This window comes from Ruegeria sp. BHSC029 (assembly GCF_059613085.1).
In genome coordinates this window covers 357,727-381,979 of sequence record NZ_JBXWRU010000003.1, presented here as the reverse complement: position 1 = coordinate 381,979, position 24,253 = coordinate 357,727, and the positions used below count along the sequence as shown (strand labels likewise).

The 24,253-nt window shown below is 62.9% G+C and carries 30 protein-coding genes and 1 other RNA gene; 21 read left to right on the top strand and 10 right to left on the bottom strand.

Going from position 1 to position 24,253, the window contains the following annotated elements:
- The first annotated feature begins 170 nt into the window (after window positions 1-170).
- Entirely contained in the window at window positions 171-1,127 is a 957-nt protein-coding gene (locus tag AC2FML_RS08945) for an NADPH:quinone oxidoreductase family protein (RefSeq protein ID WP_496782839.1), read from the top strand.
- Between the two features lie 5 nt (window positions 1,128-1,132).
- Here the strand turns inward: AC2FML_RS08945 and AC2FML_RS08940 are convergent, their stop codons facing one another.
- On the bottom strand, window positions 1,133-2,014 hold the full coding sequence (locus AC2FML_RS08940; RefSeq protein WP_093965049.1) for a LysR family transcriptional regulator: 882 nt from the start codon (window positions 2,012-2,014) through the stop codon (window positions 1,133-1,135).
- 127 nt (window positions 2,015-2,141) lie between these two features.
- On the opposite strand from AC2FML_RS08940, the gene AC2FML_RS08935 reads away from it, so the two are divergent.
- Window positions 2,142-2,357 carry a DUF1127 domain-containing protein gene (locus AC2FML_RS08935; RefSeq protein WP_170340757.1) on the top strand — a complete coding sequence of 72 codons (216 nt, stop codon included), beginning with the start codon at window positions 2,142-2,144 and terminating at the stop codon, window positions 2,355-2,357.
- A 173-nt stretch (window positions 2,358-2,530) separates the two neighbouring features.
- On the top strand, window positions 2,531-3,268 hold the full coding sequence (locus tag AC2FML_RS08930; protein ID WP_170340154.1) for a Bax inhibitor-1/YccA family protein: 738 nt from the start codon (window positions 2,531-2,533) through the stop codon (window positions 3,266-3,268).
- Between the two features lie 140 nt (window positions 3,269-3,408).
- Here AC2FML_RS08930 and AC2FML_RS08925 read toward each other — a convergent pair whose 3' ends face one another.
- Window positions 3,409-3,915 (bottom strand): lipoprotein, encoded by a 507-nt coding sequence (locus tag AC2FML_RS08925; protein WP_170340151.1) that lies wholly within the window; start codon window positions 3,913-3,915, stop codon window positions 3,409-3,411.
- Between the two features lie 219 nt (window positions 3,916-4,134).
- Window positions 4,135-4,302, bottom strand: coding sequence for a 50S ribosomal protein L33 (gene rpmG / locus AC2FML_RS08920; protein ID WP_007799108.1), 168 nt, complete (start codon window positions 4,300-4,302; stop codon window positions 4,135-4,137).
- A gap of 292 nt (window positions 4,303-4,594) precedes the next feature.
- Here rpmG and AC2FML_RS08915 point away from each other — a divergent pair, with 292 nt between their 5' ends.
- From AC2FML_RS08915 to AC2FML_RS08905, 3 genes are all read left to right on the top strand, one after another.
- Window positions 4,595-5,230, top strand: a complete 636-nt coding sequence (locus AC2FML_RS08915; protein ID WP_149774645.1) for a DUF1326 domain-containing protein — start codon at window positions 4,595-4,597, stop codon at window positions 5,228-5,230.
- The gene (locus tag AC2FML_RS08910; protein WP_496782836.1) at window positions 5,217-6,071 is read left to right on the top strand and encodes a DUF2182 domain-containing protein; all 855 of its coding nucleotides are present in this window, start codon (window positions 5,217-5,219) and stop codon (window positions 6,069-6,071) included. Before AC2FML_RS08915 ends, AC2FML_RS08910 begins: the two co-directional genes overlap by 14 nt.
- A gap of 77 nt (window positions 6,072-6,148) precedes the next feature.
- Window positions 6,149-6,481, top strand: coding sequence for a GYD domain-containing protein (locus AC2FML_RS08905; protein ID WP_149774644.1), 333 nt, complete (start codon window positions 6,149-6,151; stop codon window positions 6,479-6,481).
- 7 nt (window positions 6,482-6,488) lie between these two features.
- Here the strand turns inward: AC2FML_RS08905 and rnpB are convergent.
- The 5 genes from rnpB to gatC form a co-directional block, all read right to left on the bottom strand.
- Window positions 6,489-6,904: RNase P RNA component class A (rnpB, locus tag AC2FML_RS08900), an RNA gene on the bottom strand.
- Between the two features lie 12 nt (window positions 6,905-6,916).
- A complete protein-coding gene (locus AC2FML_RS08895; RefSeq protein WP_496782834.1) occupies window positions 6,917-7,684 on the bottom strand; it encodes an N-acetylmuramoyl-L-alanine amidase in 768 nt (255 codons plus the stop codon).
- The gene (locus AC2FML_RS08890; RefSeq protein WP_496782832.1) at window positions 7,623-8,321 is read right to left on the bottom strand and encodes a hypothetical protein; all 699 of its coding nucleotides are present in this window, start codon (window positions 8,319-8,321) and stop codon (window positions 7,623-7,625) included. The genes AC2FML_RS08895 and AC2FML_RS08890 overlap by 62 nt, the downstream gene beginning before the upstream one ends.
- Before the next feature lie 40 nt (window positions 8,322-8,361).
- Window positions 8,362-9,849 (bottom strand): Asp-tRNA(Asn)/Glu-tRNA(Gln) amidotransferase subunit GatA, encoded by a 1,488-nt coding sequence (gatA, locus tag AC2FML_RS08885; protein ID WP_170368065.1) that lies wholly within the window; start codon window positions 9,847-9,849, stop codon window positions 8,362-8,364.
- Between the two features lie 3 nt (window positions 9,850-9,852).
- On the bottom strand, window positions 9,853-10,140 hold the full coding sequence (gene gatC / locus AC2FML_RS08880) for an Asp-tRNA(Asn)/Glu-tRNA(Gln) amidotransferase subunit GatC (protein ID WP_005981734.1): 288 nt from the start codon (window positions 10,138-10,140) through the stop codon (window positions 9,853-9,855).
- 225 nt (window positions 10,141-10,365) lie between these two features.
- On the opposite strand from gatC, the gene AC2FML_RS08875 reads away from it, so the two are divergent.
- The 3 genes from AC2FML_RS08875 (at window position 10,366) to AC2FML_RS08865 (ending at window position 12,057) form a co-directional block, all read left to right on the top strand.
- Window positions 10,366-10,527 carry a hypothetical protein gene (locus AC2FML_RS08875; protein ID WP_170340142.1) on the top strand — a complete coding sequence of 54 codons (162 nt, stop codon included), beginning with the start codon at window positions 10,366-10,368 and terminating at the stop codon, window positions 10,525-10,527.
- Window positions 10,528-10,728: 201 nt separating this feature from the next.
- Window positions 10,729-11,292, top strand: coding sequence for a DUF4202 domain-containing protein (locus AC2FML_RS08870; protein WP_496782830.1), 564 nt, complete (start codon window positions 10,729-10,731; stop codon window positions 11,290-11,292).
- Between the two features lie 6 nt (window positions 11,293-11,298).
- Window positions 11,299-12,057, top strand: a complete 759-nt coding sequence (locus tag AC2FML_RS08865; RefSeq protein WP_496782828.1) for a class I SAM-dependent methyltransferase — start codon at window positions 11,299-11,301, stop codon at window positions 12,055-12,057.
- Here the strand turns inward: AC2FML_RS08865 and AC2FML_RS08860 are convergent.
- Window positions 12,017-12,703: a ceramidase domain-containing protein gene (locus tag AC2FML_RS08860; RefSeq protein ID WP_496782826.1), complete on the bottom strand. Its 687-nt coding sequence runs from the start codon at window positions 12,701-12,703 to the stop codon at window positions 12,017-12,019. The two genes, AC2FML_RS08865 and AC2FML_RS08860, sit on opposite strands and share 41 nt — an antisense overlap.
- A gap of 57 nt (window positions 12,704-12,760) precedes the next feature.
- Between AC2FML_RS08860 and AC2FML_RS08855 the strand changes: the two genes are divergently transcribed.
- Window positions 12,761-13,453, top strand: coding sequence for a metal-dependent hydrolase (locus tag AC2FML_RS08855; RefSeq protein ID WP_496733962.1), 693 nt, complete (start codon window positions 12,761-12,763; stop codon window positions 13,451-13,453).
- A complete protein-coding gene (locus tag AC2FML_RS08850; protein ID WP_496782824.1) occupies window positions 13,450-14,628 on the top strand; it encodes a M24 family metallopeptidase in 1,179 nt (392 codons plus the stop codon). The genes AC2FML_RS08855 and AC2FML_RS08850 overlap by 4 nt, the downstream gene beginning before the upstream one ends.
- Before the next feature lie 7 nt (window positions 14,629-14,635).
- Here AC2FML_RS08850 and AC2FML_RS08845 read toward each other — a convergent pair whose 3' ends face one another.
- Window positions 14,636-15,106 carry a nucleoside deaminase gene (locus tag AC2FML_RS08845; RefSeq protein WP_480636512.1) on the bottom strand — a complete coding sequence of 157 codons (471 nt, stop codon included), beginning with the start codon at window positions 15,104-15,106 and terminating at the stop codon, window positions 14,636-14,638.
- On the opposite strand from AC2FML_RS08845, the gene AC2FML_RS08840 reads away from it, so the two are divergent.
- The 10 genes from AC2FML_RS08840 (at window position 15,105) to AC2FML_RS08795 (ending at window position 24,225) form a co-directional block, all read left to right on the top strand.
- Window positions 15,105-15,980: a pseudouridine synthase gene (locus AC2FML_RS08840; protein WP_480636514.1), complete on the top strand. Its 876-nt coding sequence runs from the start codon at window positions 15,105-15,107 to the stop codon at window positions 15,978-15,980. The two genes, AC2FML_RS08845 and AC2FML_RS08840, sit on opposite strands and share 2 nt — an antisense overlap.
- Before the next feature lie 177 nt (window positions 15,981-16,157).
- On the top strand, window positions 16,158-17,072 hold the full coding sequence (locus AC2FML_RS08835) for a 5-bromo-4-chloroindolyl phosphate hydrolysis family protein (RefSeq protein WP_480636516.1): 915 nt from the start codon (window positions 16,158-16,160) through the stop codon (window positions 17,070-17,072).
- 30 nt (window positions 17,073-17,102) lie between these two features.
- The gene (locus AC2FML_RS08830; protein WP_170364697.1) at window positions 17,103-18,293 is read left to right on the top strand and encodes a toxic anion resistance protein; all 1,191 of its coding nucleotides are present in this window, start codon (window positions 17,103-17,105) and stop codon (window positions 18,291-18,293) included.
- 13 nt (window positions 18,294-18,306) lie between these two features.
- A complete protein-coding gene (locus AC2FML_RS08825) occupies window positions 18,307-19,260 on the top strand; it encodes a DUF2927 domain-containing protein (RefSeq protein ID WP_170357199.1) in 954 nt (317 codons plus the stop codon).
- Window positions 19,261-19,282: 22 nt separating this feature from the next.
- Window positions 19,283-20,431, top strand: coding sequence for an SPFH domain-containing protein (locus AC2FML_RS08820; RefSeq protein ID WP_170357198.1), 1,149 nt, complete (start codon window positions 19,283-19,285; stop codon window positions 20,429-20,431).
- A 9-nt stretch (window positions 20,432-20,440) separates the two neighbouring features.
- A complete protein-coding gene (locus AC2FML_RS08815) occupies window positions 20,441-20,758 on the top strand; it encodes a CPCC family cysteine-rich protein (RefSeq protein ID WP_170357197.1) in 318 nt (105 codons plus the stop codon).
- Between the two features lie 6 nt (window positions 20,759-20,764).
- The gene (locus AC2FML_RS08810) at window positions 20,765-21,880 is read left to right on the top strand and encodes a TFIIB-type zinc ribbon-containing protein (protein WP_496782821.1); all 1,116 of its coding nucleotides are present in this window, start codon (window positions 20,765-20,767) and stop codon (window positions 21,878-21,880) included.
- A 99-nt stretch (window positions 21,881-21,979) separates the two neighbouring features.
- Window positions 21,980-22,660 (top strand): nitroreductase, encoded by a 681-nt coding sequence (locus tag AC2FML_RS08805; protein ID WP_496782820.1) that lies wholly within the window; start codon window positions 21,980-21,982, stop codon window positions 22,658-22,660.
- A gap of 24 nt (window positions 22,661-22,684) precedes the next feature.
- Window positions 22,685-23,122: a D-aminoacyl-tRNA deacylase gene (gene dtd, locus AC2FML_RS08800; protein WP_170340719.1), complete on the top strand. Its 438-nt coding sequence runs from the start codon at window positions 22,685-22,687 to the stop codon at window positions 23,120-23,122.
- A complete protein-coding gene (locus AC2FML_RS08795) occupies window positions 23,122-24,225 on the top strand; it encodes a DUF4147 domain-containing protein (protein ID WP_496782819.1) in 1,104 nt (367 codons plus the stop codon). Before dtd ends, AC2FML_RS08795 begins: the two co-directional genes overlap by 1 nt.
- The last annotated feature ends 28 nt before the right edge of the window (window positions 24,226-24,253 follow it).

Here is a 24,253-nt window from a genome sequence, read left to right as displayed (position 1 = left end):
TTGCCGCTTTTTGGAAAATTTTCAAGATGGTTGAATCTGCGCGCCTGAAGGAAGGTTTACGGTTGTGCACGATTTGGCCTGTGCGACAAAGACGCCCCGGCCATTCCCTTCCGGAATGATTGACAAGTCAGGGGCGGCCCCGATCAATGGCACCAACATGGAGATTTGAGATGCTGGCCTACCAGATCCAGTCTGCCGGAGAGCAGGCCAAATTGCACGAGTTACCCGTTCCCGCACCCGCCGAAGGCCAGATCCGCGTGGCCATTCGCGCCTGCGGGCTGAACTTTGCCGATCTTCTGATGCAGAAGGGCACGTACCAGGATACGCCAGCGGCCCCTTTCACATTGGGGCTTGAGGTTGCGGGGGTCGTAGACGCGATCGGCGCAGGGGTCAGCCATCTGAAACCCGGAGACCGGGTCGCGGTTTACTCAGGCCAGGGTGGATTGGCGCAATACGGGGTTTTTGACGCCAACCGCGCCGTGCTCATCCCCCAGTCGTGCAGCTTTGAAGACGCGGCGGCCATCCAGATCGCCTACGGAACCAGCCATATGGCGCTGGACCATCGGGCGCGGCTGCAGACGGGCGAGACCCTCTTGGTGACCGGTGCCGCCGGCGGGGTCGGGCTGACGGCGGTCGAGATTGGCAAGCTTATGGGCGCGACGGTGATCGCACAGGCCCGGGGCGCCGATAAACTGGCGGTCGCCCGCGCGGCCGGGGCCGATCACCTGATCGACGCGGACGAAGATCTGCGCGAGCGCGTGCTGGCATTGGGCGGCGCAGACGTTGTCTATGACGCCATCGGTGGCGATGTATTCAAGGCTGCCTTCCGGGCGACCAATCCCGAAGGCCGCCTGCTGCCGATAGGTTTTGCCGGCGGCGAAGTCCCGCAGATACCGGCCAATCACTTGCTGGTGAAGAACCTGACCGTGATCGGGTTCTACATCGGTGGCTATCTGAGGTTCCGGCCCGAGGTCGTTCGCACCAGCTTTGAGACCCTCTTCGCCTGGCATGCCGAGGGACGCATCCGGCCCCATATCAGCCATACCCTGCCGTTGTCCGAAGTGGCGCAGGGCATGGCTCTGCTCAAGGAACGAAAGTCGACCGGGAAAGTCGTCATCACGATCTGACCGGATCAGCCCACCACGGCGCGCAGCGGTGTTCCGCCAAGCATGTGGAAGTTCTGCCGCACCAGCGCGGCGAGGGCCTCAACCACTTCGCCGCGCCCCTGATCGCCTCCGTAAAGGTTGATCATATGCGCCGGCAATTCGGGCAGAACCCCACCTGAATCGATCTTCTCCAGATGTGCCGCCTCGGTCCCCTCAAGCATGGCGTGGACGGCGAGGTCCGCGCTGACGGTTGCCTCGATCGTGCGGTCGTTCTCGGTTTCGACCGACAGCTCCCATGGAATGCCTGCTGCATCCAAGGCGGCAATGACCTGAGGCCGAAAAAGGCAGCGCCGACCCAGCGCCAAAGGAAGCGGCCGGCGCCGCCAAGCCGAGCCTCCTGACGCGCCGATCCAGCGCAGGGGCAGCTCTGCAATGGTTTCACCGCCATCCGAATTCGCAGCCTCGGTCGTCAGAATAACATCGCATTCGCCACGCCGAAACATCTCTTTCAACTGGATGGAATAAGACGAAACCAACTGCACGCGCACGCGCGGGAAGTCGGCATTGAACCGCTGCAGAACCCGTGGAATAGCCGGGTAGACGATATCGTGCGGCACCCCGAGCACCACCTCGCCTTCAAAGGCCTGATCGGTCAGCTTCGAGATGACCTCATCATTCAACGCCACCATTCGCCGGGCATATGCCAACAGCTGTTCGCCAGAGGCCGTCAACGCGATGGTGCGCCCAGACCGGTCCAGCAATTCCAAGCCCAACAGCTCTTCCAGACGCTTCAGCTGCATGGACACAGCCGACTGTGTCAGATGCAGGAAACCAGCGGCGCGCGTTACGCCCCCGTGGTCCGCGACCGCCACGAATGAGCGCAGGGTGGTGATGTCCAAGTTCCGCATCATCAACAATCCTTATGGATGAATTCAAAAACATTCATTTTTAAAATATGCCACAACCCGCCATATAGTTCAAGGAAGTTGATGCGAAAACATCTTTACATCACCGACCGATGAAAGGACATAAGTTATGACCCAAATTGCAGCACACCGACCCTGTGCCTCGGCATCGATCAGAACGGGCAATTGGTTTCAGCGTATGCTTGCGGCAGCTCATCAACGGCGGGAGCTGGCCCGGCTGGATGACCGCGCCCTGCAAGACATCGGGATCACCCGATCAGAGGCCCTGACAGAAGCATCCCGCCCGTTCTGGGACGCGCCTGAAACCTGGCGCAAGCGGCCCTGAATGCGCAGCCTGCAACGGATTTCAGCGCCACCTTCCAAAGCGGCGCTGAAATTGTTGACCATATTGCTGAGTTTTGGCCCCAAAACCCTTGAAACATGCGCTACACTCTCCGATATTTGCAGGGAAATCGCCCCGCAACCGGGGGCTGAAAGCTGAATCCAAGGGAGACCTCTATGGCACAATTCGATACGATCCGGACGGCGACTGGCGCGCGCGCTGCCGAGATTGACGAGGGCCTGCGCGCCCACATGAACAAGGTCTACGGCACGATGTCCGTGGGCATGCTGATCACCTTTGCGGTTGCATGGGCCGTCGGCACCAGCCCGCAGCTGCTGTCGGTATTCCGCGATCCGGTGACCCTCAGCCCGAACATTCTGGGCTGGATCGTCATGTTCGCCCCGCTGATCATGGTGTTTGCCTTCGGCGCGGCCATCAACCGCCTCAGCGCAGCTGGCGCCCAATTGTTCTTCTACGCCTTTGCGGCGGTGATGGGCCTGTCGCTCAGCTGGATCTTCGTGGCCTTTACCGGCATTTCGATCGCCCAAGTCTTTCTGGTGACCTCGATCGCCTTCGCCGGTCTGTCGCTGTACGGTTACGTCACCAAGAAGGACCTGTCCGGTATGGGCACCTTCCTGATGATGGGTGTGATCGGCCTGATTGTGGCCATGGTCATCAACCTGTTCCTGCAATCGCCAGCCATCATGTTCGCCGTGTCGATCCTGGGCGTTCTGATTTTTGCGGGCCTCACCGCCTATGACACCCAGAAGATCAAGACCACCTACATCCAGATGGCCCATGCGGGCGATCAGGAGTGGCTGGGCAAGGCCGCCATCATGGGTGCGCTTAACCTGTACCTGGACTTCATCAACATGTTCATGTTCCTGCTGCAGCTGCTCGGCAATCGCGAGTAAGACTGCCGGAACACCAAATCAAAGGGCGGGCCCGAATGGCCCGCCCTTTTTTTGTTCAGGTGCAAGTAAAGCCAGCCCAAAGAAAAAGGCCCCAGCCAAATGGCAAGGGCCTTACATCATTGTAATCGCAACGGATCCGATCAGCTGCAGTTCAGCGGAACCGCGAAACCCGAGCTGCGCGACGACCCGCCCTTGCGGTATACGTCGCCGGCAGGCAGACAGCCGGTAAAGCGCTCGGTCTGGCTGCCGAACGCGGCCCCAACCGAGTTGTCCACCTTGGTGCTGTTGTTTTCTGTGCGCAACACGCCGAACAGGGTTCCGTTCACGCTCACCGTGCTCAGGAACATGGTGCTGCTGCTGCCGGTCAACTGTACGGCCGTGGTGTCGGACCGTCCGCCATTGTCGATGGCAACGCCCGCGACCTTGTCGAATTCTGTCTTGTCAGTGCTGGCCTGAATGGTCGGCAATTCAGCCAACTCAGCTGGGACGTTCGTCGCAGGCGGAACAAAGGCAACGGCGCCTTTGACGTCCGAAACGGTTCTTGGTTCGCCATCAATGCCGGTGAACCCGACGCCTTGGCGGTTGAACGGGTCCTCACAGGCCGAAAGTGTCAGAATGGCGATTGCGGGCAACAAGATTTTTTTCATGGCGCTCAACATTTTGTGGCGGTTTGCTGAACCGTACTGGCAGGCGGGGCAAAAAAGCAAGCCAACACCAATCAGAATACCTGTCCGCCTGATGCGCCTCTGCAACGGCCCGAAACGGCCGGATCGGGCGGCGTCAGGGCTACACGACACGGTCAAAACAACGAAAAAGGGTCCTGCCGAAGCAGAACCCCCTAAGCTTTCGCGTCGAAAAAAGGCAGATTACTTGATCTTGCCTTCCTTGTACTCGACATGCTTCCGAACGACCGGGTCGTACTTACGAACGGTCATTTTCTCGGTCATGGTGCGAGCGTTCTTTTTGGTCACGTAGAAGTGGCCCGTGCCCGCGGTCGAGTTCAGACGGATCTTGATTGTCGTCGGCTTCGCCATGGTTATCTCCTGCGTCCGGAAAGGCAGGGGCCTTTCGGTTGAATTCCTATGAGCGTGCGCTTTTACCCGGTCGCGCGCCCGAGTCAACCGGAATCGGCGGTGTTTCAACACAAATCACAGTATCCGACACACAGTGGATCAGCGCCCGGTTTGGACAGATCACGGTTTCGTGATATGATCGCGTCACAGCATCCCAGAACGCCGCGGTCCAAGGTTGTGCGGCGTGAGGCAGCGAAACCGGGCAAGACCCTCTGTCAGCAGAGTTTTCTTGCACGTCTGCTTGGGGGAAATCATGACAGAATGGAAACTTCAGGGCGAGACGCTGGCCAATTGCAACTGTGATTTCGGTTGCCCCTGCCAGTTCAGCAGCCTGCCCAGTCACGGGAATTGCGAGGCCGTGGTCGTCTTTGACATCACAAGCGGCCACTACGGGGACACGGATCTTTCCGGCCTGCGGGCTGCGGGTGTCTACCACTGGCCAGGCCCGATTCACGAGGGCAACGGGCAGATGCAACTGATCATCGACGAACGGGCGGACGCCGATCAGCGGGCCGCCCTGCAGGCCATCATGTCCGGTGAGGACACCGATGAAATGGCCACCATGTGGTATGTCTACAGCGCCATGGCGCCGACCAAGCATGAGACACTGTTTGCTGAAATCGACGTGAACTGGAGCCGCGAAGACCGGACCGGCTACGCGAAGGTCAAGAACGTGTTCGATGTGGACGTCAAGCCGATCGCCCATATCGTCTCGGGCCAACCGCATCGCGCGTCCATCCAGTTGCCACATGGCTTCGAATACCGCCACGCCGAGGTCGCCTCGGGAACGGCCAGGACAAGCGGTTCAGCCATAGACCTGACCTTCGAGTCCTCACATGCCCATCTGGCGCATTTAAATATCTCAGGTCATGGCGTTGTCGGGCCATAGTGCAGACGCGTCGGAACAGGCCCGCCCTGCCCGAACGATCAGCCTCGAGCGAGTACTGCGAAAAGAACGTCTGATCGTCGCTGGAAGTGTCCTTCTGATCGTTTCGGGTGCGGTCTGGTACACGGTCGTCGGTGTCGGGATGCAGATGTCGGCCGTCGAGATGACTCGGATGGCCGGTCCAATTGGCCAGCCCATGTTGATGGGGGCCGGTGCCGTCTGGACGCTTTGGTACGCCGCATTGGTCTTTGCCATGTGGTGGGTGATGATGGTCGCAATGATGACGCCCAGCGCGGCCCCGACTGCCCTATTGTTTGTGGCGTTGAAACGGGTTGGACCCGACAGGCAGCGCAGCGCCAGCTTCGGATTGGCCTTTCTGTCGGGGTATCTTTTTGCCTGGGCCGTGTTCAGCCTTGGGGCAACCGGACTGCAATGGGGCCTGCAACAGATCGGAGCGATGGATGGCCCGATGATGACCATCCGGTCCGGAATCTTGGCGGGCATCGTTCTCTGTGCTGCCGGGATGTATCAGTTCAGCGGGTTGAAATCCGCGTGCCTCCGCCATTGTCAGAGCCCGGCTGCCTTTCTGACCCGCCACAACCGGCCCGGGCATTGGGGTGCGTTTCGATGCGGCGCCCTGCACGGAGCCTACTGCTTGGGCTGCTGCTGGGCCTTGATGGCACTGCTGTTCGTCGGCGGCATCATGAACCTTTGGTGGATCGTCGCAATCGCCGTCTACGTCGCGCTGGAAAAGCTGTTGCCCCGGGCGGGATGGCTGACGCCGGTCGTCGGTGTCGTTTTGATCGGATTGGGAGCCTGGGTGTCGATCACCGCATTGGTTTGATGCGGCAAGCCTGTCTTCCGGGCCAAGGAGCCGGCCAATTGGAGCGCTCTGCACATTTCGTTCACGAGGAGATCGTCATGCCTGTCTTCATCACTTATGCCTCTTATTCCAACGCCGGTGTCAAAGGGATGCTGAAGAAACCGGAAAACCGCACCGGGCCGGTGGCGGCGCTGCTGGAGAAGGTTGGCGGCAAACTGCTGGCGTTCTACGTGACGACCGGAAGCAATGACGTGGTGGTCATCAGCGAAGCTCCGGACGGAACGGATGCCGTGGCCGTTGGTATGGCCGTTGCGGCTTCGGGGGCGGTTTCGCGTGTCGAAACGGTTCGGGCCTGGTCGGCCGACGAATTTGTTGCCATCACCGAGAAAGCCTCGAAACTGGTCGCGGCCTACACACCGCCCGGAGGATGAAGAAAATACGCGCGGAGGGCCTGTAAGCCGGATCCTGTTCCGGGGTTGCCCCCTTCGATGACCATTCCTCTAGGCCGAGCATTGCTGCGCGGCTCGAGCTGCCAACCCGGTCCCTCTCGGCCAAGGCGAGCCTAGCGGCGGTATCGGCTGACGCCGACCGGCCCGCGCGGGGACCCTATTCGGCATTGCTCCCGGTGGGGCTTGCCATGCCGCCGCTGTTGCCAGCGGCGCGGTGGGCTCTTACTCCACCGTTTCACCCTTGCCATGATGTGCCGGAGGCGAACCTCCGATCCGTCATGGCGGTCTGTTTTCTGTGGCGCTTTCCGTCGGGTTTCCCCGCCCGGGCGTTACCCGGCACCGTTGCCTTGTGGAGTCCGGACTTTCCTCTCGGGCCTGAGCCCCAGCGGCCATCCGGCCCTCCGCGCGGTTGTCGGGTTAAACGTCCACCCGAATACCGTCAAGGTGTTCCATCAAACCAGCCAGTCGTTCGATGTCGCCCATATCCTTCTTGGACAGGGGCCCGCGCCGCCACGGGGCAAACCGGCTTCGGAACGCTTTCAGCAGATCCGCAGCAGGGGCTTTGGGGTACCCGGCCCTCTTGGCAACCAAAGCAAAGTATTGGTCGTCTGGCGGCAATTCATCAAGGCATATACCCTTCAGAACGGCCGGCCCCGCTGCCATTTTTTGTTGCGCGAGACGATCCCAATCAAACTTGGGACCGGGATCAAGCTTTCGCTCGGGGGCCATGTCCGAATGGGCGATAACGTTCCAGGGCTTGATCTCCAACCGCTCTTGCAGATGTGAAAGCAGGTTTTCCAATACCGCCATCTGCGGTTCGGAGAAAGGATGATCGCCGCGATTGTCGAGTTCGATCCCGATGGAGCGGGAATTGATGTCGCTGAACCCCCGCCACGCACCTGCACCGGCGTGCCAGGCGCGATCTTCCTCACGGACCATCTGCCAGAGCGTTCCGTCGCAGCCGATCAGATAGTGAGCCGACACCTCGGAGTCCGGGTCGCACAAACGCTCGAGTGCGGCTTGAGCGCTGTTCATCGCGGTGTAGTGAAGCACCACCAGCGACGGCTTCAACCCATCCCGGCGGGGGCCGAAATTGGGAGATGGGTGCCAGATCGGCGAGAGTTCAGTTGCCGACGGCACTGCGGAACGGGCTGGGGTCCCAGCCGCAGGCAAATCCGTCGCCATCCGGGTCCAGGCCCTTGCGGTCGCGCTGGGGGCCTCCATTGGCCAGGAAATCGATCTGAGCCTGGTCGGGCGATGCGTAGCCTGCGCAGTTGCGCTGTGCCTTGGCCTGCAAATTGAACCCAGCTCGGCTGTAGAGCTGTGTTCCAACTGGATTGGTCGTAGTCAGAGCATATTGGACGATATTGGGCTGTCCGTCCGACCCGCGCTGAGGAACCGCCGTCGGCGCGACAACCTCGTATGTCTGACGGTTCTGCTGATTCAGCGCGGCATCATCCTGGATGCTGCGGCTGCTTGAAACCGCTGCGAAATCCTGCTCGTTCGAAATGCCGTTTGAGCTTACGGCCACCGGTGCAGTCGGCTGCGCCGATGTGCTCGCCAATGCCGCCGCGGTCTGGTTGGCAATGTCCGTGGCGCTATCGCCCGTCGTGAAGGGGGCAGGACCGGCTTCGGCATTCAACTGCTCCTGCGAAATGGCCGGGGGCGGCAGCAGCGGGTTGCCTGCTGCGCCCTGCCCGGCCAGCTGCGCCTCGCGTTCGGCCTGATACTGCGGCGTATTGAAGCCGGAGTCCGTGACTGGTGCCACGGTATCGCAAGCCGCGACGAACCCGAAGGCCGGAATGAGAAGCATTTTGCGCATGGAACTGCTCCGTCCTCGCGTTGTTACCGCTGCCTGAGGGTTACCACCATTTGCCCGGCTTGGCCACAAACCCGGCGGCATTCTCAAGCGCGTAGGCGGTATTCAGAAGGTCACCTTCTTCCCACGGACGACCGATCAGCTGCAGCCCCAGCGGCAAGCCCTGCCCGTCAAGACCGGCGGGAACCGAGATACCCGGAAGACCCGCGAGGTTGACGGTCACGGTGAACACGTCGTTCAGATACATCTGCACCGGGTCAGCCTCGGTCATTTCGCCCAGACCGAACGCCGCCGAAGGTGTCGCCGGGGTCAGGATCGCATCGACGCCTGCGGCAAAGACATCCTCGAAGTCTTTCTTGATCAGGGTCCGCACCTTGCGCGCGCGGTTGTAATAGGCGTCATAGAAACCGGCCGACAGAACGTATGTGCCGACCATGACGCGGCGCTGCACCTCGTGGCCAAAACCTTCGGCGCGGGTTTTTTCATACATCTCGGTGATGCCGTCGCCCTGCGCCAGCTGCGCACGGCGGCCATAGCGCACGCCGTCATAGCGCGCCAGGTTCGACGACGCCTCGGCCGGCGCGATCACGTAATAGGCGGGCAGCGCGTATTTGGTGTGCGGCAGCGAGATGTCGACGATCTCGGCCCCCGCATCACGCAGCATTTCGGCCCCATCGGCCCAGAGCTTTTCGATCTCGGCGGGCATGCCATCCATCCGGTATTCCTTTGGAATGCCGATTTTCTTGCCCTTGATGTCTCCGGTCAGCATGGCCTCAAAATTCGGAACAGCCAATTCTGCGCTGGTCGAGTCCTTCGGGTCGTGCCCGCACATCGCCTCAAGCATGATGGCCGCATCGCGCACGTTCTTGGTCATCGGCCCGGCCTGATCCAGCGAGGACGCAAAGGCCACGATGCCCCAGCGCGAGCAACGGCCATAGGTCGGCTTGATGCCGGTGATTCCGGTAAAGGCGGCGGGCTGCCGGATCGAGCCACCGGTGTCGGTTCCGGTCGCTGCCAGGCACAGATCGGCTGCGACGGCAGACGCCGACCCCCCCGAGGAACCGCCCGGGGTCAGCTGCGCGTCATCATTGCCGCGCCGCCAAGGGTTCACCGCATTGCCATAGACCGAGGTTTCGTTGGACGAACCCATGGCAAACTCGTCCATGTTCAGCTTGCCCAGCATCACCGCTCCCGCATCGGCCAGTTGCTGCGAGACGGTGGATTCGTATTCGGGCTTGAACCCGTCCAGAATCTTGGACGCAGCTTGCGAGGGCACGCCCTTGGTGCAGAACAGATCCTTGATGCCGATCGGAAGGCCACACATGGCAGGCGCGTCGCCCGCCTTGATCCGCTCGTCTGCGGCCTTCGCACGCTCCAGCGCGATTTCCGGGGTCTTGTGCACGAAAGCGTTCAAGACATCGGCTGCGTCAATCGCCTTCAGGCAGGCCTCGGTCAGCTCGACCGAGGTCACATCTCTGTTGCGCAGGGCGTCGCGGGCCTCGGCAAGGCTCAGTTTGTTCAGATCGGACATGTCTTACTCCACCACCTTGGGAACCGCGAAAAAGCCCTCGCGCGCGTCGGGAGCGTTGGACAGGATCTTGTCCTGCATGTTCCCGTCGGTCACCACGTCCTCGCGCCGCTTCAGCCGCATCGGCGTCACCGAGACCATCGGCTCGACCCCTTCGACGTCAACTTCGTTCAGCTGTTCGATGAACCCCAGGATCGTATTGAATTCCGAGGCCAGCGCGGGCAACGCGTCATCCTCGACCTTGATCCGGGCCAGTTTGGCCACCTTGGCGGCGGTGCTTTGGTCAATCGACATGGGAAACCTCATATGCGTTACAGGGGCATTTACCCGTCTGATGCAGCAGTCGCAAGACCACTGAGCCACAGCGATTTGCCCAAAGTCCACGCGGTTGCCGCAAACCAAACAATTTTGAATACCCGCTATGCAAAAAGTAAACGAATTAGTTCACTTTGACGATTGAAGCCGGCGCAAAAAGTTACTTTATGTACTGAACGAAACAGTTCAGTCCGGAGAATAATCATGAAACGCATGTTGATTGCTGTGTCCGTTGTTCTGACAACCGCTGCCGCACCGGCGCTCGCGCTGGGGGTTCCCATGGGCGACCTGACACCGACGCTGACCTTCCCCGATCAGCACCCCTCGGACCAGGTGAGCCAGGAGAAATCTTCGCTCCGCAACTAACCCTACCGCTTCCCTGTTGGATCGGGCCGGTTCTCCCCCCTTTTTCCGCCCCGATCCTGCACCTGCCCTCGTGGCGCCGCCGGCCCTGAATGGGTCGGCGCTTTTTTGTTGAAGCACGGTGCTCTATCGTTCATTCACTCAAGAGTTTCAGGTCAGCATGACCGAATGTCCCGAGGTGCCGTTGCCAAAGCAGGAGATGCCATGACAGAGCGCAAGCAGAAGGTTCTGGATGCAATTGATACGGCCAATTCGGCCGATCCCACCCAGGAAGACGGCCGCCCCGCTGCGCTGCTTTATGGCGAACGGATGAGCGCTGAGTTGGATCGACTGTTCCCCGACGCCTCCGAGCCGTTGCAGATCGCCGCCCGCGGCCAGCATGTCGAGCGCTGGAAGCTGGCCCGCTCGGAATACCCTGAAGGGCGCGCGGGTTATCTGGCCTGGCGCAAGGCCCAGGCCGAGCATCACGCGCAGGTCGTGGCCGAGCTGATGTCCGAGGCCGGTTACGATCAGGCCGAGATCGACGCCGCCCGTCGCATGTTGCGCAAACAGGGCATCAAGCGCGACGGCGACGTTCAGGCGCTGGAGGACGTGATCTGCTTTGTCTTTTTGAAATGGTATTTTGCGCCCTTCGCCACGAAACACTCGGACGAAAAGATTCAACGCATCGTCGAAAAGACCGCCCGCAAGATGTCGGCCGAGGCGTGCCGACGCGTGCGGGACGAGTTCGACCTGCCCGAAGACTTGGCCCGCGCCTTCAAGGATTGACGCGCCATGACTGATGACATGCAGCTGTTGATCGACCTGCACCTGCCCAACGATCGGCAAGGCCCCGGCAGCGACGCGACAACGCAACTGGCGCTGAAGCTTTCGGGCGTGCAAGCCGATCCCGGACTGAAGGTTGCCGACATTGGCTGCGGCACCGGAGCCGCGGCCTTCTGCCTTGCGCGCCATCTGGGCGCATCGGTGACGGCAGTGGATTTCCTGCCGGAGTTTCTGGCCGAGTTAAACAGGCGTGCACAGGACTTGGGTCTGGCGGCCCGGGTTCAGACGCTTGAGGCGTCGATGGAGGACCTGCCCTTCGACGATGCCAGCCTTGACGTGATCTGGTCGGAAGGCGCGATCTACAATATGGGGTTCGAGAACGGCCTGAACGCCTGGCGTCGGTTCCTGAAACCCGGCGGGCTCCTGGCTGTGTCCGAGCTGACCTGGCTGACCGATCGACGCCCCGAACCGCTGACAAGGCACTGGGATGCCGCCTATCCCGAAGTTGCAACCGCCGGAGAGAAGATCCGCCAGATCGAGACCGCTGGCTATGAACCAGTCGGCTATTTCCCGCTGGGCACCGACTGCTGGATGGAGAACTACTACCTCCCCCTTCAACGCAGCTTCCCTGCCTTCCTCGACCGGCATGGCCATTCCGAGCAGGCCAAGGCGCTTGTCGATTCCGAACAGGCCGAGATCGCATTGTATGAAACCTATTCCGACTTTGTCAGCTATGGGTTTTATCTGGTGCGGCGTCTGCCGGACTGACCGCATCCGTCATGGCCCGGCGATAAACCTCGATCATCCAGCCCAGCATGGTGGCGTTCAGGATGTGCCACATGAAATGCGTTCCCATCGGGATGCGGGCGCAAAGCGGGGCATCGAGCGCGCGAAAAGTGATCGACGCAATCAGGATCACAGCCCCGAGCGCCAGATCCTGTGCCACTTGCGGCCTGCGCGCGCGTAAAAGATACGCATAGATCAGGATCAATAAAGGCACTGGAGCATACGCGGCCGACCCACCCAGCCCGGGAAGCAGTTGAAACACCGGAATGGTCAGCGCCGCATAGGGGATGAACAAGGCCGTCAGCCCCGCCGCCTTCGGCGTGGATAGCTGCCAAATGTCCCGGTTCACCGCGAAGATATAGACCAGGATGAACAGCAAAATCGGCGTCGTATCCGCCAGCGCGGCCCAGACCTGCGCATGGGTGTGGAACAGATAGCTGCCAATACCGATCACCGCCAGAATGGCGACCAGCAGGTTGGCCAAGGGCAGACCCTGCCCCCGCACCCGCCGCCACATCACCCATGCCGCCAGCAGAAAGGCCGCGTTGGTCACGGCGTTTACGGGTTCGGCCCAATAGGCCGGCGACAGGCGCTCGCAATAGCCGTCGATTTCTCGCATCCAGTCCATGGATTTTTACATAGCCGATGCTAGGCTGACCCTGAACCGGTTTCAGGAGGGTCTTTCATGAAAATCATCTGGTTGGGGCATGGCAGCTTCCGAATTCACGCGGCGGGACAGGTCCTGCTGATCGACCCCTGGCTGAGCGGGAACCCGATGCTGCCCGAGGATCAGCACGAGGCCGCCGTGCAAGGTGCCACGCATATCCTGCTGACCCACGCACATTTCGACCACGTCGCCGACGTTCTGCCGCTGGCCAAACGCCTGAATATTCCCGTGGTTGGCCAATACGACGTCATGGCCCATTGGGCCGAGGCCGAAGGGGTCGAGACCATCGGCTTCAACAAGGGCGGCCGGGTCGACCTGAACGGGATCAAGGTCGACATGGTGCCGGCCTCGCACAGCTCGACCTTCGCCACACCCGATGGCCCGCGCGCCGGCGGGTCCGAGGTGGGGTTCATCCTGTCGGCCGATGGTCACACGGTCTATGTCTCGGGCGACACGACGATCATGGCCGACATGGAGTGGATCGGCGACTATTACAAACCCGATATCGGCATCCTGTCGGCGGGCGGTTATTTCACGATGGACATGAAAGCCGCCGCCTATGCCTCCCGGCGGTATTTCGACTTCAAGACGGTGATCCCCTGCCACTATCGGACTTTCCCGATCCTGGAACAATCCGCCAATGACTTGGCGGACGGGCTGCCGGGCGTAACCGTCATCGAGCCCGAGGTCCTGCAGGAGATCGAGCTTTGACACCCGCGCTGGCCTTCTCGGCGGAAGAATACGCGGCGCGGCTGGCCAAGACCCGGTCCGCGATGGCCCAGCGGGGTATCGAGACCCTGCTGGTTGCGGACCCGTCGAACATGGCCTGGCTGACGGGCTATGACGGCTGGAGCTTCTACGTCCCGCAGATGGTGGTCGTCCCGCGCGACGGCGCGCCTCTGTGGTGGGGCCGGACGCAGGACAAGCCCGGCGCGGCGCAGACCACCTGGCTGGACCCCGCCGACCTGTTCGACTGGCCCGAAGAACATGTGCAGCACCCCGACCATCACCCGGTCGAGTCGTTGGCATCGCTGCTGCGCGACCACGGCTGGACGACCCATCTGGGTGTCGAGATGGACAATTATTACTACTCGGCCGCAAGCCACCGGATCCTTGAGACCGCGTTCGGCCGCGATGCGCTGGTCGACGCGACCGGGTTGGTGAACTGGCAGCGTGCGGTCAAGAGCGAGGCCGAGATTGCCTTGATGCGCAAGGCCGGGCAGTTGACCGCGCATATGCACACGGTGCTGCGCGACGGTTTCCGCGCCGGGGTTCCCAAAAACGTGCTCGTGGCCGAGGTTCAGGCGGCGGGCATCGCCGGGCTTCCAGGGCTTGCGGGCGACTATCCCGCGATCGCGCCCATCGCGCCTTCGGGGGCCGAGGCCTCGGCCTCGCACATCACCTGGAACGACCGTCCGCTGACACCGGGCGAGGCGACCTATTTCGAAATCTCGGGCTGCCACCGCCGCTATCACTGCCCGGCCAGCCGCAGCCTGTTTCTGGGCGACCCGCCTGCCGATATCCGGCGCGCGGAAACCGCGATCCTGACCGCGATCGAGGACACGCTGGCCGCCGCCCGCCCCGGCGCCACCTGCGAAGAGGTTGCCGCCTGCGTCTATGACAGCTTTGCCCGGGCCGGCTATGTCAAAGGCAATCGCACGGGCTATCCGGTGGGCCTGAGCTATCCGCCCGATTGGGGCGAGCGCACCATGAGCCTGCGCCCGGGCGACAGCACCGTTCTGCAGGACAACATGACCTTTCACCTGATGCCGGGTCTGTGGACCCCCGACTGGGGGCTGGCCATCACCGAAACCTTCGTGGTCACGCCGACGGGCGGGCAACCCTTGGCCGACATTCCCCGCGAACTGGTCGTGAAACCGGCCTGAGCGCGCCTCAGCCCTTGGACCCGCCAACACCGCGCTGCGCGGCAAAGAAATCGCGCAGCAACTGGGCGCAGTCCTCGGCCGCAATTCCGTCATAGACCTCCGGGCTGTGATGGGCCTGAGGGTGCGAGAACACCCGCGCCCCATGCGCCACGCCGCCCGATTTCGGATCGGCGGCCCCATAGTAGATCCGCCGGATCCGCGCGGCCGCCAGCGCCGCGGCACACATGGCGCAGGGCTCCAGCGTGACATACAGGTCATGCCCCGTCAGCCGCTCGGACCCGACGGCCCGGCAGGCGGCGCGCAGGGCCAGGATCTCGGCATGCGCGGTCGGGTCGTGCAACTCGCGCGTACGGTTGCCGTCTGCCGCGATGATCCGGCCATCGGGCGCCACAATCACCGCGCCCACCGGAACCTCGCCCCGATCACCCGCCGCGCGCGCCTGTTCCAGCGCCTTGTCCATATGCGTTCTGAAGACCATGCCCCTGACTGCCCCAGAAACCCACCTTTCGCAAGCCGCGCCGATGCGCTATGCGCAGGGCATGAGCAACACCCCTCCTCCTGGCGACCGGATCGCCAAAGTGCTGGCCCGTGCCGGCATCGCCTCGCGCCGCGAGGCCGAACGCATGATCGAAGCGGGCCGCGTAACCGTGAACGGCAAGACCATCGACAGCCCGGCGCTGAACGTCACGCCCGGCGACAGGATCACCGTCGACGGCAAGCCCGTGGCCGAGCCCGAACCCGCGCGCCTGTGGCTGTATCACAAGCCAACCGGCCTTGTGACCACGAACCGCGACGAAAAGGGCCGCCCTACGATCTTCGACAATCTGCCCGAGGACATGCCCCGCGTCATGAGCGTCGGCCGGCTGGACCTGAATTCCGAGGGCCTGCTGCTGTTGACCAATGACGGGGCCATCAAGCGCAAGCTTGAACTGCCCTCGACCGGCTGGCTGCGCAAATACCGGGTGCGGATCAACGGCCGCCCCAAGGATGAGGATTTCGCCCCCCTGCGCCAGGGTCTTGTGATCGAGGGCGACAAGTTCCAGCCCATGACCGTGACGCTGGACCGCCAGCAAGGCGCGAATGCATGGCTGACGATCGGACTGCGCGAGGGCAAGAACCGGGAAATCCGCCGCGCGATCGAAGACATCGGCTTTACCGTGAACCGGCTGTTGCGCGTGTCCTACGGGCCATTCCAGCTGGGCAATCTCAAACCCGGCGAGGTCGAGGAAATCCGCCGCCGCGTTCTGCGCGACCAGTTGGGTCTGGAACCTGAAACCCCACCGGCTGCTGCGAAACGCCCAAGCCGCCCTCAAAGATCCCGCAGGCCGGTCGGCAAGAAATCACGCAATTGACGCGGGTTATCGAACCTTCCCCCTAGCGCCAAGCCCCTTGATCCCCTAGGTTTTCAAGGGGACAACCGCAGTTGGAGGACGTCATGTCCGGGACCGGAGTGCAAAAAATGGCCTACGCGGCCCTACTGGTACTGTTGTTCGGCGTCTGCACCGGTTGGCTTGGGGGGCTCTGACGCCATGGCCAAGCGATACGGCGGAAAGTTCAGCCCCGACGGCCAGTCCGACACCGACGCGCCCGCCCCGCGCGGGCAATACGATGGTGCCCGAGTGAACCCGGTCGGCGCCCGCGCCAATGTGATGTTCGTTCCGGCGATCCCGCTGGTCTTTCTGTCGCTCAACGACGGCGCGATCGGGATGACACTTGGATTGGTCGCCGCCGGCATTCTGACCGCTGCGGCCTTTCTGCTGCGCGAAGGGTTGAAGGCCGAGGATGCCTACAACGCACGCCGCACCGCGCGCCGCCCAGCCTTTCCCCGCAAGATCTTCTCGTCGGTGTTGACCGGGCTGGGGGTGGGTCTGGCCGCTTATCGCAACGACTATCTGGATGCCGAGACCGCCAGCCAGGTCAGCCTGCTGGCGCCGGTCTTGTTCGGCGGCGTGGCAACGGCCCTGCATTCCGTCGCCTTCGGGCTCGACCCGATGAAAAACAAAGGCATGGAAGGTGTGGACACCTATCAACAGGACCGGGTCGCCCGCGTGGTCGAAGATGCCGAAGCCCATCTGAACCAAATGACGGATGCCATCAAACGGGCCGGCGACCGCAGGATCGAAGCTCGGGTCGAGCGGTTTCAGACCACCGCTCGCGATCTGTTCCGCACGGTCGAGGAGGACCCGCGCGATCTGGCCGGTGCCCGCAAATACCTGACCGTCTATCTGCAGGGCGCCCGCGATGCGACGATCAAGTTTGCCGATGTCTTTGCGCGCACCCGCGACCCGCAGGCTCTGTCCGATTACTCGGCGCTGCTGGACGACCTCGAGCAGAATTTCTCGGCCCGCACCCGAAAGATGCTATTGGATGACCGCAGTGATCTGACGGTCGAAATCGACGTGCTGCGTGAACGACTGCAGCGCGAAGGCGTCCGGCTCGACTGACCGGCCAAACCAAGAACAGGGAAGCTTCTCATGTCTGACGAAATCAAGAAAAAGGCGGCCGAGGCCGAAACGCTGGTTCAGGAAGTTGCAGCAGTCTCTTTGCCCGAGCCGAGTTCCGAGATCGTGCCGTTGGAAGAGGCCGACGAACCGGTGGGCGCCGAAATCCGCAAGCGCATGTCCGAAATCGACATGGGCGACACCAACTCGATCGTTGCTTTTGGATCGGCTGCGCAGGCCGAGCTGCAGGAAATCAGCCAGGCCATGCTGGCTGACGTGCGCAACAAGGATGTCGGCCCCGCCGGTGACAGCCTGCGCGACATCGTCACCACGATCCGCGGCTTTTCCGTGTCTGAACTGGACGTGCGCCGCGAGCGCAGCTGGTGGGAGAAACTGCTGGGCCGCGCCGCGCCTTTCGCCAAGTTCACCGCGCGCTACGAAGAGGTGCAGGATCAGATCGACCGGATCACCGACAACCTTCTGTCGCACGAGCACACGCTTCTGAAGGACATCAAGTCTCTGGATCTGCTGTATGAAAAGACGCTGGATTTCTATGATGAACTGGCGCTGTACATCGCGGCCGGCGAAGAGAAGCTGACCGAACTGGACAGCCATGACATCCCCGAGAAAGAGGCCGAGGTGCAGGCCGCCCCGGAAGATCAGCAGGTGATGAAGGCGCAGGAACTGCGCGACCTGCGGGCCGCCCGCGACGATCTGGAACGGCGTGTGCATGACCTGAAGCTGACGCGACAGGTGACGATGCAATCGCTGCCCTCGATCCGGCTGGTTCAGGAAAACGACAAGTCGCTGGTGACCAAGATCAACTCGACGCTGGTGAACACCGTGCCGCTGTGGGAAACCCAGCTGGCGCAGGCGGTCACCATCCAGCGCAGCGCCGAGGCCGCCGCCGCCGTGCGCGACGCCAACGATCTGACGAACGAGCTGCTGACCTCGAACGCCGCGAACCTGCGCCAGTCGAACAAGATGATCCGCGAGGAAATGGAGCGTGGCGTGTTCGACATCGAAGCGGTCAAGAAGGCCAACGAGGATCTGATCGGCACGATCAATGAAAGCCTCGCCATCGCCGACGAGGGCAAGGCCCGCCGCGCCGCCGCAGAAGAAGAGCTGAAGAAGATGGAAGCCGAACTGCGGGACACCTTGGCTTCGGCCAAGGCTCGGAAAGACGGGCTGGGCGACACGGCCGGAACCGCCGTTCCGGGCTGAGGAGAGATCGCAGGTGCGGCTTCGGAGATTTCTAGGGCACGGGTTGGGGGCAGCTGCATTGCTGATCTTGGCCAATTGCGATGACGCGCTCGAGTCCTCGATTGCCCCGCAGGCGCGCCCGTCCCAGCCGCAGTTGGCCAATGCTTATGTCGAACCTTCGGCCGCAAGCCGGGATCTGGCGCGATATTATCAGCGCGTCGAGCGCGACCTGTTGACCCGTGGTCTGATGCGTACAGACGGTGGCGGGCCGGACACCCCGTTTGATGCGGATGATTTGGCGCGGAATTTCGAAGCCATCGCGTTCTACAGCGAGTATCCCGGCGCCGCCGTATCCGGCAGCAGCCAACGTACCATCGGAAGGCTAAGCCGCTGGTCTGGCCCGGTCCGGATACAGGCAGAGTTCGGGCCATCAGTATCGCCAGACCAACGTGCGGCCGACAAGGAACAGATCCGGGCCTATTCCGAACGCATGTCGTCCTTGACTGGCCACCCGATCTCGACCGTAACCAGAAACGCGAACTTCCATGTGTTCGTCTCCGGCGATGATGATACGGAATTCGTGCAAACGCGACTGCGCCAGTTGTTTCCCAATATCGGACAGGCTCAGTTGAACCTGTTTCAAGATTTACCGCGCTCGTTCTATTGCTTTGTCTTCGCCTCGGCGTCCAACGGGGCACCCAACACCTATACTGGTGCGGTTGCGTTGGTGCGGGCCGAGCACCCTGACTTGATGCGGCTGAGCTGCATCCATGAGGAAATCGCCCAGGGGCTGGGCCTGCCCAATGACAGCCCACGGGCGCGGCCGTCGATCTTCAATGATGACGACGAATTCGCCCTGCTGACCAGCCATGACGAAAAGCTGCTGACGATGTTGTATGATCCGCGCCTGAAACCCGGCATGACCGCGCAAGAGGCCGCGCCGGTGGTGCGGATCATCGCCCGTGAATTGATGGGGCAGTCGCTCTGACCCCGATGACAGGAGAACCCAGATGGGAATTTTCGATTTTCTGACCGGAGAATTCATTGATGTCATTCATTGGGTGGACGACACCCGCGACACGATGGTCTGGCGGTTCGAGCGCGAAGGCCACGAGATCAAGTATGGCGCCAAGCTGACCGTGCGCGAGGGCCAGGCGGCCGTATTCGTGCACGAAGGCCAGCTGGCCGACGTGTTTACGCCCGGCCTCTACATGCTTGAGACCAACAACATGCCGATCATGACGACGCTGCAGCACTGGGATCACGGGTTCCAGTCGCCGTTCAAGTCCGAGATCTACTTCGTCAACACGACCCGGTTCAACGACCTGAAATGGGGCACCAAGAACCCGATCATGCTGCGCGACCCGGAATTCGGCCCGACCCGGATCCGCGCCTATGGCACCTACACGATTCGGGTCAAGGACCCGGCCCGTTTCCTGGTCGAGATCGTCGGCACCGATGGCGAATTCACCATGGACGAGATCAGCTTTCAGATCCGCAACATCATCGTGCAGGAATTCAGCCGGGTCATCGCAGGCTCGGGCATTCCGGTTCTGGACATGGCCGCCAACACCGCCGATCTGGGCAAGCTGATCGCGGCGGAGGTCTCGCCTGTGCTGGATGGCTACGGGCTGGAAATGCCGGAATTCTACATCGAGAACATTTCGCTGCCACCGGCGGTCGAGGCGGCGCTGGACAAGCGTACTTCAATGGGGCTGGCGGGGGATCTGGGCAAATTCACCCAGTATTCCGCGGCCGAGGCAATGACGGCGGCCGCCAGCAACCCGAACGGAGGCGGTGGCATGGGTGCTGGCCTTGGTATGGGAATGGGCATGGCGATGGCGAACCAGATGTCGAACATGGCAGCGGGTCAGCCGTCTGGCCCGTGGGGCGCGCCCGCGCCCGCTGCCCCGCAACCATCAGCGCATGCGGCCCCGCCGCCCCCGCCGCCAGTCGAGCATGTCTGGCATATCGCGGTGGATGGCCAGACGAGCGGTCCGTTCTCGAAGGCCAAGATGGGCCGCATGGCCAGCGAGGGAGAAATTACGCGGGACACTTTCGTGTGGACGCCCGGTCAGGACGGCTGGAAGAAAGCGGGCGAGGTGCAGGAACTCGCGCAGCTGTTCACGATCCTGCCGCCTCCGCCGCCCGGGGCGTGAGGCATCGGCATGCCCGCATCGCGGAAACGCTCGAAGACAGGCGGGCGCAAAGCGCCGCAGCCGCCGCAATTCATCTGCCCGTGCTGCGGTTATGTCACCCTGGCCAAGCGCGGGGCCTACCTGATCTGCGCGATCTGCTTTTGGGAGGACGAGGACATTCTGTACGACAAGAACCCCCGCGAGCCCTCTGCCGCCAATCACGGCCTGACGCTGGCCGAGGCGCGCGAGAATTTCAGGGCGATCGGGGCCTGCGAAGCGGCGATGCTGCCGCATGTCCTGCCTGAGGAGCAGCGCGCAGCCTATCTTCACTTTCCCCTCGACACGTGACCACCCATGACACAGCCCCCTGCTCCGCCACCCGGTTCTGCGGAACATCGTTTTCCATGTGACAATTGCGGCGCGGACTATCGGTTCGACCCGCAATCCGGCACGCTGACCTGTGACCATTGCGGCCATTCCGAACCGATCGGGGCTGGCCCCTGGGGCGGCGCCAGCCTGCGCGAACTGGACTTCGACGCCGCCATCGCCGACCGCTTGCCCGACAGCGAGATCGAAGAGACGCGGGTTCTGACCTGCCCCAACTGCGCGGCCCAGGTCGAGTTCGACCCCAACACCCACGCCGCGGAATGCCCGTTCTGCGCCACCCCGGTCGTGACCGATACCGGCGTGAACCGGCACATCAAGCCGCGCGGCGTTCTGCCCTTTGCGCTGGACGAACGCGCCGCGCACAAGGCCATGAGCGACTGGCTGGGGCGGCTGTGGTTCGCGCCGAACGGGCTCAAGGACTATGCCCGCAAAGGCCGCAGGATGCAGGGCATCTATGTGCCCTACTGGACGTTCGACGCCGACACGAAATCGGCCTATCGCGGCGAACGGGGCGTAGTCTATTACGAAACCCGGACGGTGATGCGTGACGGCAAGCGGGTGCAGCAGCAAGTGCCCAAGGTGCGCTGGACGCCGAAATCCGGCAGGGTGGCCCGGTTCTTTGACGACGTGCTCGTGCTGGCCTCGCAATCGCTGCCCAAGTCATACACCGACGCGCTGCAACCTTGGGACCTGCCCGCGCTCGAGCCCTATCAGCCCGAGTACCTGGCCGGGTTCCGGGCCGAGGCCTACACGGTCGATCTGCAGCAAGGTTATCAGGAAGCCCGCGGCCACATGGCCCGCGTGATCGAGCGCGACGTCCGCTTTGACATCGGCGGCGACCGGCAGCGCATCCACGCGATCGAAACCGAGATCTGCGACGTGACCTTCAAGCACATCCTGCTGCCGGTCTGGATGGCCGCGTACAAGTATCGCGGCCAGACCTATCGCTTTGTTGTCAACGGTCGCACCGGTCAGGTGCAGGGTGAACGGCCCTGGTCGGCGATCAAGATCACGATTGCGGTGGTCCTGGGCCTGCTGGCGGCAGCCGGCATCGGGTATCTGGTGGCGACCGGACAGCAATGACCGCTGGGTTCCGCCGCCGAAAACTCTGCCTCGGAACCCCTTGAACATCCCGGGCTTCTCACCCATCCTGCCGCCGGCTGCCCCGGAGGAGAGGACGACGTGACCCTGGCCGATCTGAACACGCTTCTGACCGCGCGCCAGTCCTGCCGCGCCTTCCGGTCCGATCCGGTGCCGCGGGGTGACATCGAACAGATTCTGACCAGCGCCGCCCAAGTGCCCAGCTGGTGCAACGCGCAGCCCTGGCAGGTGGTCGTGACCAGCGGCGCGGAAACGGATGCGTTCCGCAGCGCCTTGCGGGCCGAAGCCGAGACCGGCCAGGCGCAGCCCGACCTGCCCTTTCCGACCGGCTATTCCGGCGTCTATCAGGACCGGCGCCGCGCCTGCGGATGGGCCCTGTACGAGGCCGTGGGCGTGAAAAAGGGCGACCGCGCTGGATCGGCCCGGCAGATGATGGAAAACTTCAACCTGTTCGGCGCCCCGCATTGCGCCATCCTGTCCAGCCCGGCGGAACTCGGCCCCTATGGCGCGATGGATTGCGGCGGGTTTGTCACGGCCTTCACACTGGCGGCACAGGCCTTGGGCATCGCCACGATCCCACAGGCGGCGGTGGCCGCCTATGGGCCGTTCCTGCACCGCTATTTCAACATCCCCGATGACCGGCTGATCCTGTGCGCGATTTCCTTCGGCTATCCGAATGTCGATCATCCGGCCAACCAATTCCGGACCGAGCGCGCCACGCTGGACGAGTTCGTCACCTGGCGTGGGGCTTGGACCGAGTAAGCGAACTTTGAGAAAAACATCGACATGCGCGCATTGATACAAAGGGTGTCCGAGGCATCGGTCTCGGTCGAGGGGGAAGTCATCGGCCAGTGCGGGCCGGGGCTACTGGTGCTGGTCTGCGCCATGCAGGGCGACGACGACTCGCACGCCGAGCAACTGGCGGCCAAGATTGCCAAGCTGCGGATCTTCAAGGATGACGCGGGCAAGATGAACCGGTCGGTGTTGGATATCGGCGGCTCGGCCCTTGTGGTCAGCCAGTTCACCTTGGCCGCCGACACGTCGCGCGGGAACCGGCCCGGATTTGCGGCGGCGGCCGATCCGGCAACCGGTGAACGCCTGTACGAACACTTTGCCCGCGCGCTGGCCGCGCTTGGGGTTCCGACCGAAACCGGGTCTTTCGGAGCGGATATGGCGGTGTCCCTGGTCAATGACGGCCCGGTTACGATCTGGATGGACATGTGATGACGATGCAGGATCAGGCGATCGCGATCTGGAAGGCGGGCGTTGCCGCCGTTGACGGCTATGGCGCGGTCAAGGCGGCACTGCCTAATGTTCCGCGCCCCGATTTGATTCTGGCGGTGGGCAAGGCCGCGGCGGCGATGATGAATGCGGCGCAGGATCATTTCGGCAGAACACCGGGCCTTGTGGTCACGAAAGACGGCCATGCCGAAGGGCTGCCGTCACATCTGCAGGTCATCGAAGCCTCTCACCCCGTGCCCGATGCCCGCAGCCTGAAGGGCGGCCAAGCCCTGCGCGCGGCGGTTCAGGCCATGGAGCCTGGCACGCATCTGTTGCTGCTGGTCTCGGGCGGAGCGTCTTCGCTGGCCGAGGATCTGGTCCCGGGGGCCACCCTCGAAGATCTGGCGCGGCTGAACGCGCAGCTGCTGTCCGAGGGGCTGGACATCACCGCCATGAACGCCCGCCGGCGCGAGATGTCGCGGATCAAGGGCGGCGGTCTGCTGGCCGGTTTCGGCGGAGCGCGCGCGACGGTCCTGGCCATCTCGGACGTGCCGGGGGACGACATCGGCGTCATCGGATCGGGCATCGGCGCCTTGCCCGACGCCCCGCAATTCGAAGCGAATGCACAGATCATTGCCTCGAACGCCCATGCGCGCTGCGCCGCAGCAGACGCGGCACGTGCCGCCGGTCTGGACGTTTTGGCCGAGGAAGAGGCCCTGCACGACGACTATCTGTCCGTCGCGGCAGATATCGGCGCGCGGCTGCGCCAGATGCCGCCGGGCGCGATGATCTTTGGCGGAGAGCCGACGGTTGTCCTGCCCGAAAACCCGGGCCGAGGCGGGCGCAACCAGGCGCTGGCACTGGCGTTGGCGCGCGAGATTCAGGGATGCGAGGGGCTGTGCGTCGTGGTCGGCGGAACCGACGGCACCGACGGGCCGACCAATGCGGCCGGCGGTGTCGTGACCGGCGCGACATGGGCCGATGGGGCGGACCAAGCCTTGCGCGCGGCTGATGCAGGGTCGTTCCTTGACCGGGTCGGTGCTCTGCTAGTGACCGGCCCCACGGGAACCAATGTCATGGATCTGCTTGTCGCAACGAAGGAATGAATTGACGCTTTTCCTCGCACACCATCCG

What these genes read in the sequence shown, in the direction of transcription:
- AC2FML_RS08945 (WP_496782839.1), top strand. Translation starts at nt 171, where the DNA reads ATGCTGGCCTACCAGATCCAGTCTGCCGGAGAGCAGGCCAAATTGCAC.
- AC2FML_RS08940 (WP_093965049.1), bottom strand. Translation starts at nt 2,014, where the DNA reads ATGCGGAACTTGGACATCACCACCCTGCGCTCATTCGTGGCGGTCGCG.
- AC2FML_RS08935 (WP_170340757.1), top strand. Translation starts at nt 2,142, where the DNA reads ATGACCCAAATTGCAGCACACCGACCCTGTGCCTCGGCATCGATCAGA.
- AC2FML_RS08930 (WP_170340154.1), top strand. Translation starts at nt 2,531, where the DNA reads ATGGCACAATTCGATACGATCCGGACGGCGACTGGCGCGCGCGCTGCC.
- AC2FML_RS08925 (WP_170340151.1), bottom strand. Translation starts at nt 3,915, where the DNA reads ATGAAAAAAATCTTGTTGCCCGCAATCGCCATTCTGACACTTTCGGCC.
- rpmG (WP_007799108.1), bottom strand. Translation starts at nt 4,302, where the DNA reads ATGGCGAAGCCGACGACAATCAAGATCCGTCTGAACTCGACCGCGGGC.
- AC2FML_RS08915 (WP_149774645.1), top strand. Translation starts at nt 4,595, where the DNA reads ATGACAGAATGGAAACTTCAGGGCGAGACGCTGGCCAATTGCAACTGT.
- AC2FML_RS08905 (WP_149774644.1), top strand. Translation starts at nt 6,149, where the DNA reads ATGCCTGTCTTCATCACTTATGCCTCTTATTCCAACGCCGGTGTCAAA.
- AC2FML_RS08895 (WP_496782834.1), bottom strand. Translation starts at nt 7,684, where the DNA reads ATGGCGACGGATTTGCCTGCGGCTGGGACCCCAGCCCGTTCCGCAGTG.
- AC2FML_RS08890 (WP_496782832.1), bottom strand. Translation starts at nt 8,321, where the DNA reads ATGCGCAAAATGCTTCTCATTCCGGCCTTCGGGTTCGTCGCGGCTTGC.
- gatA (WP_170368065.1), bottom strand. Translation starts at nt 9,849, where the DNA reads ATGTCCGATCTGAACAAACTGAGCCTTGCCGAGGCCCGCGACGCCCTG.
- gatC (WP_005981734.1), bottom strand. Translation starts at nt 10,140, where the DNA reads ATGTCGATTGACCAAAGCACCGCCGCCAAGGTGGCCAAACTGGCCCGG.
- AC2FML_RS08875 (WP_170340142.1), top strand. Translation starts at nt 10,366, where the DNA reads ATGAAACGCATGTTGATTGCTGTGTCCGTTGTTCTGACAACCGCTGCC.
- AC2FML_RS08870 (WP_496782830.1), top strand. Translation starts at nt 10,729, where the DNA reads ATGACAGAGCGCAAGCAGAAGGTTCTGGATGCAATTGATACGGCCAAT.
- AC2FML_RS08865 (WP_496782828.1), top strand. Translation starts at nt 11,299, where the DNA reads ATGACTGATGACATGCAGCTGTTGATCGACCTGCACCTGCCCAACGAT.
- AC2FML_RS08860 (WP_496782826.1), bottom strand. Translation starts at nt 12,703, where the DNA reads ATGGACTGGATGCGAGAAATCGACGGCTATTGCGAGCGCCTGTCGCCG.
- AC2FML_RS08855 (WP_496733962.1), top strand. Translation starts at nt 12,761, where the DNA reads ATGAAAATCATCTGGTTGGGGCATGGCAGCTTCCGAATTCACGCGGCG.
- AC2FML_RS08840 (WP_480636514.1), top strand. Translation starts at nt 15,105, where the DNA reads ATGCCCCTGACTGCCCCAGAAACCCACCTTTCGCAAGCCGCGCCGATG.
- AC2FML_RS08845 (WP_480636512.1), bottom strand. Translation starts at nt 15,106, where the DNA reads ATGGTCTTCAGAACGCATATGGACAAGGCGCTGGAACAGGCGCGCGCG.
- AC2FML_RS08835 (WP_480636516.1), top strand. Translation starts at nt 16,158, where the DNA reads ATGGCCAAGCGATACGGCGGAAAGTTCAGCCCCGACGGCCAGTCCGAC.
- AC2FML_RS08830 (WP_170364697.1), top strand. Translation starts at nt 17,103, where the DNA reads ATGTCTGACGAAATCAAGAAAAAGGCGGCCGAGGCCGAAACGCTGGTT.
- AC2FML_RS08820 (WP_170357198.1), top strand. Translation starts at nt 19,283, where the DNA reads ATGGGAATTTTCGATTTTCTGACCGGAGAATTCATTGATGTCATTCAT.
- AC2FML_RS08815 (WP_170357197.1), top strand. Translation starts at nt 20,441, where the DNA reads ATGCCCGCATCGCGGAAACGCTCGAAGACAGGCGGGCGCAAAGCGCCG.
- AC2FML_RS08810 (WP_496782821.1), top strand. Translation starts at nt 20,765, where the DNA reads ATGACACAGCCCCCTGCTCCGCCACCCGGTTCTGCGGAACATCGTTTT.
- dtd (WP_170340719.1), top strand. Translation starts at nt 22,685, where the DNA reads ATGCGCGCATTGATACAAAGGGTGTCCGAGGCATCGGTCTCGGTCGAG.
- AC2FML_RS08795 (WP_496782819.1), top strand. Translation starts at nt 23,122, where the DNA reads ATGACGATGCAGGATCAGGCGATCGCGATCTGGAAGGCGGGCGTTGCC.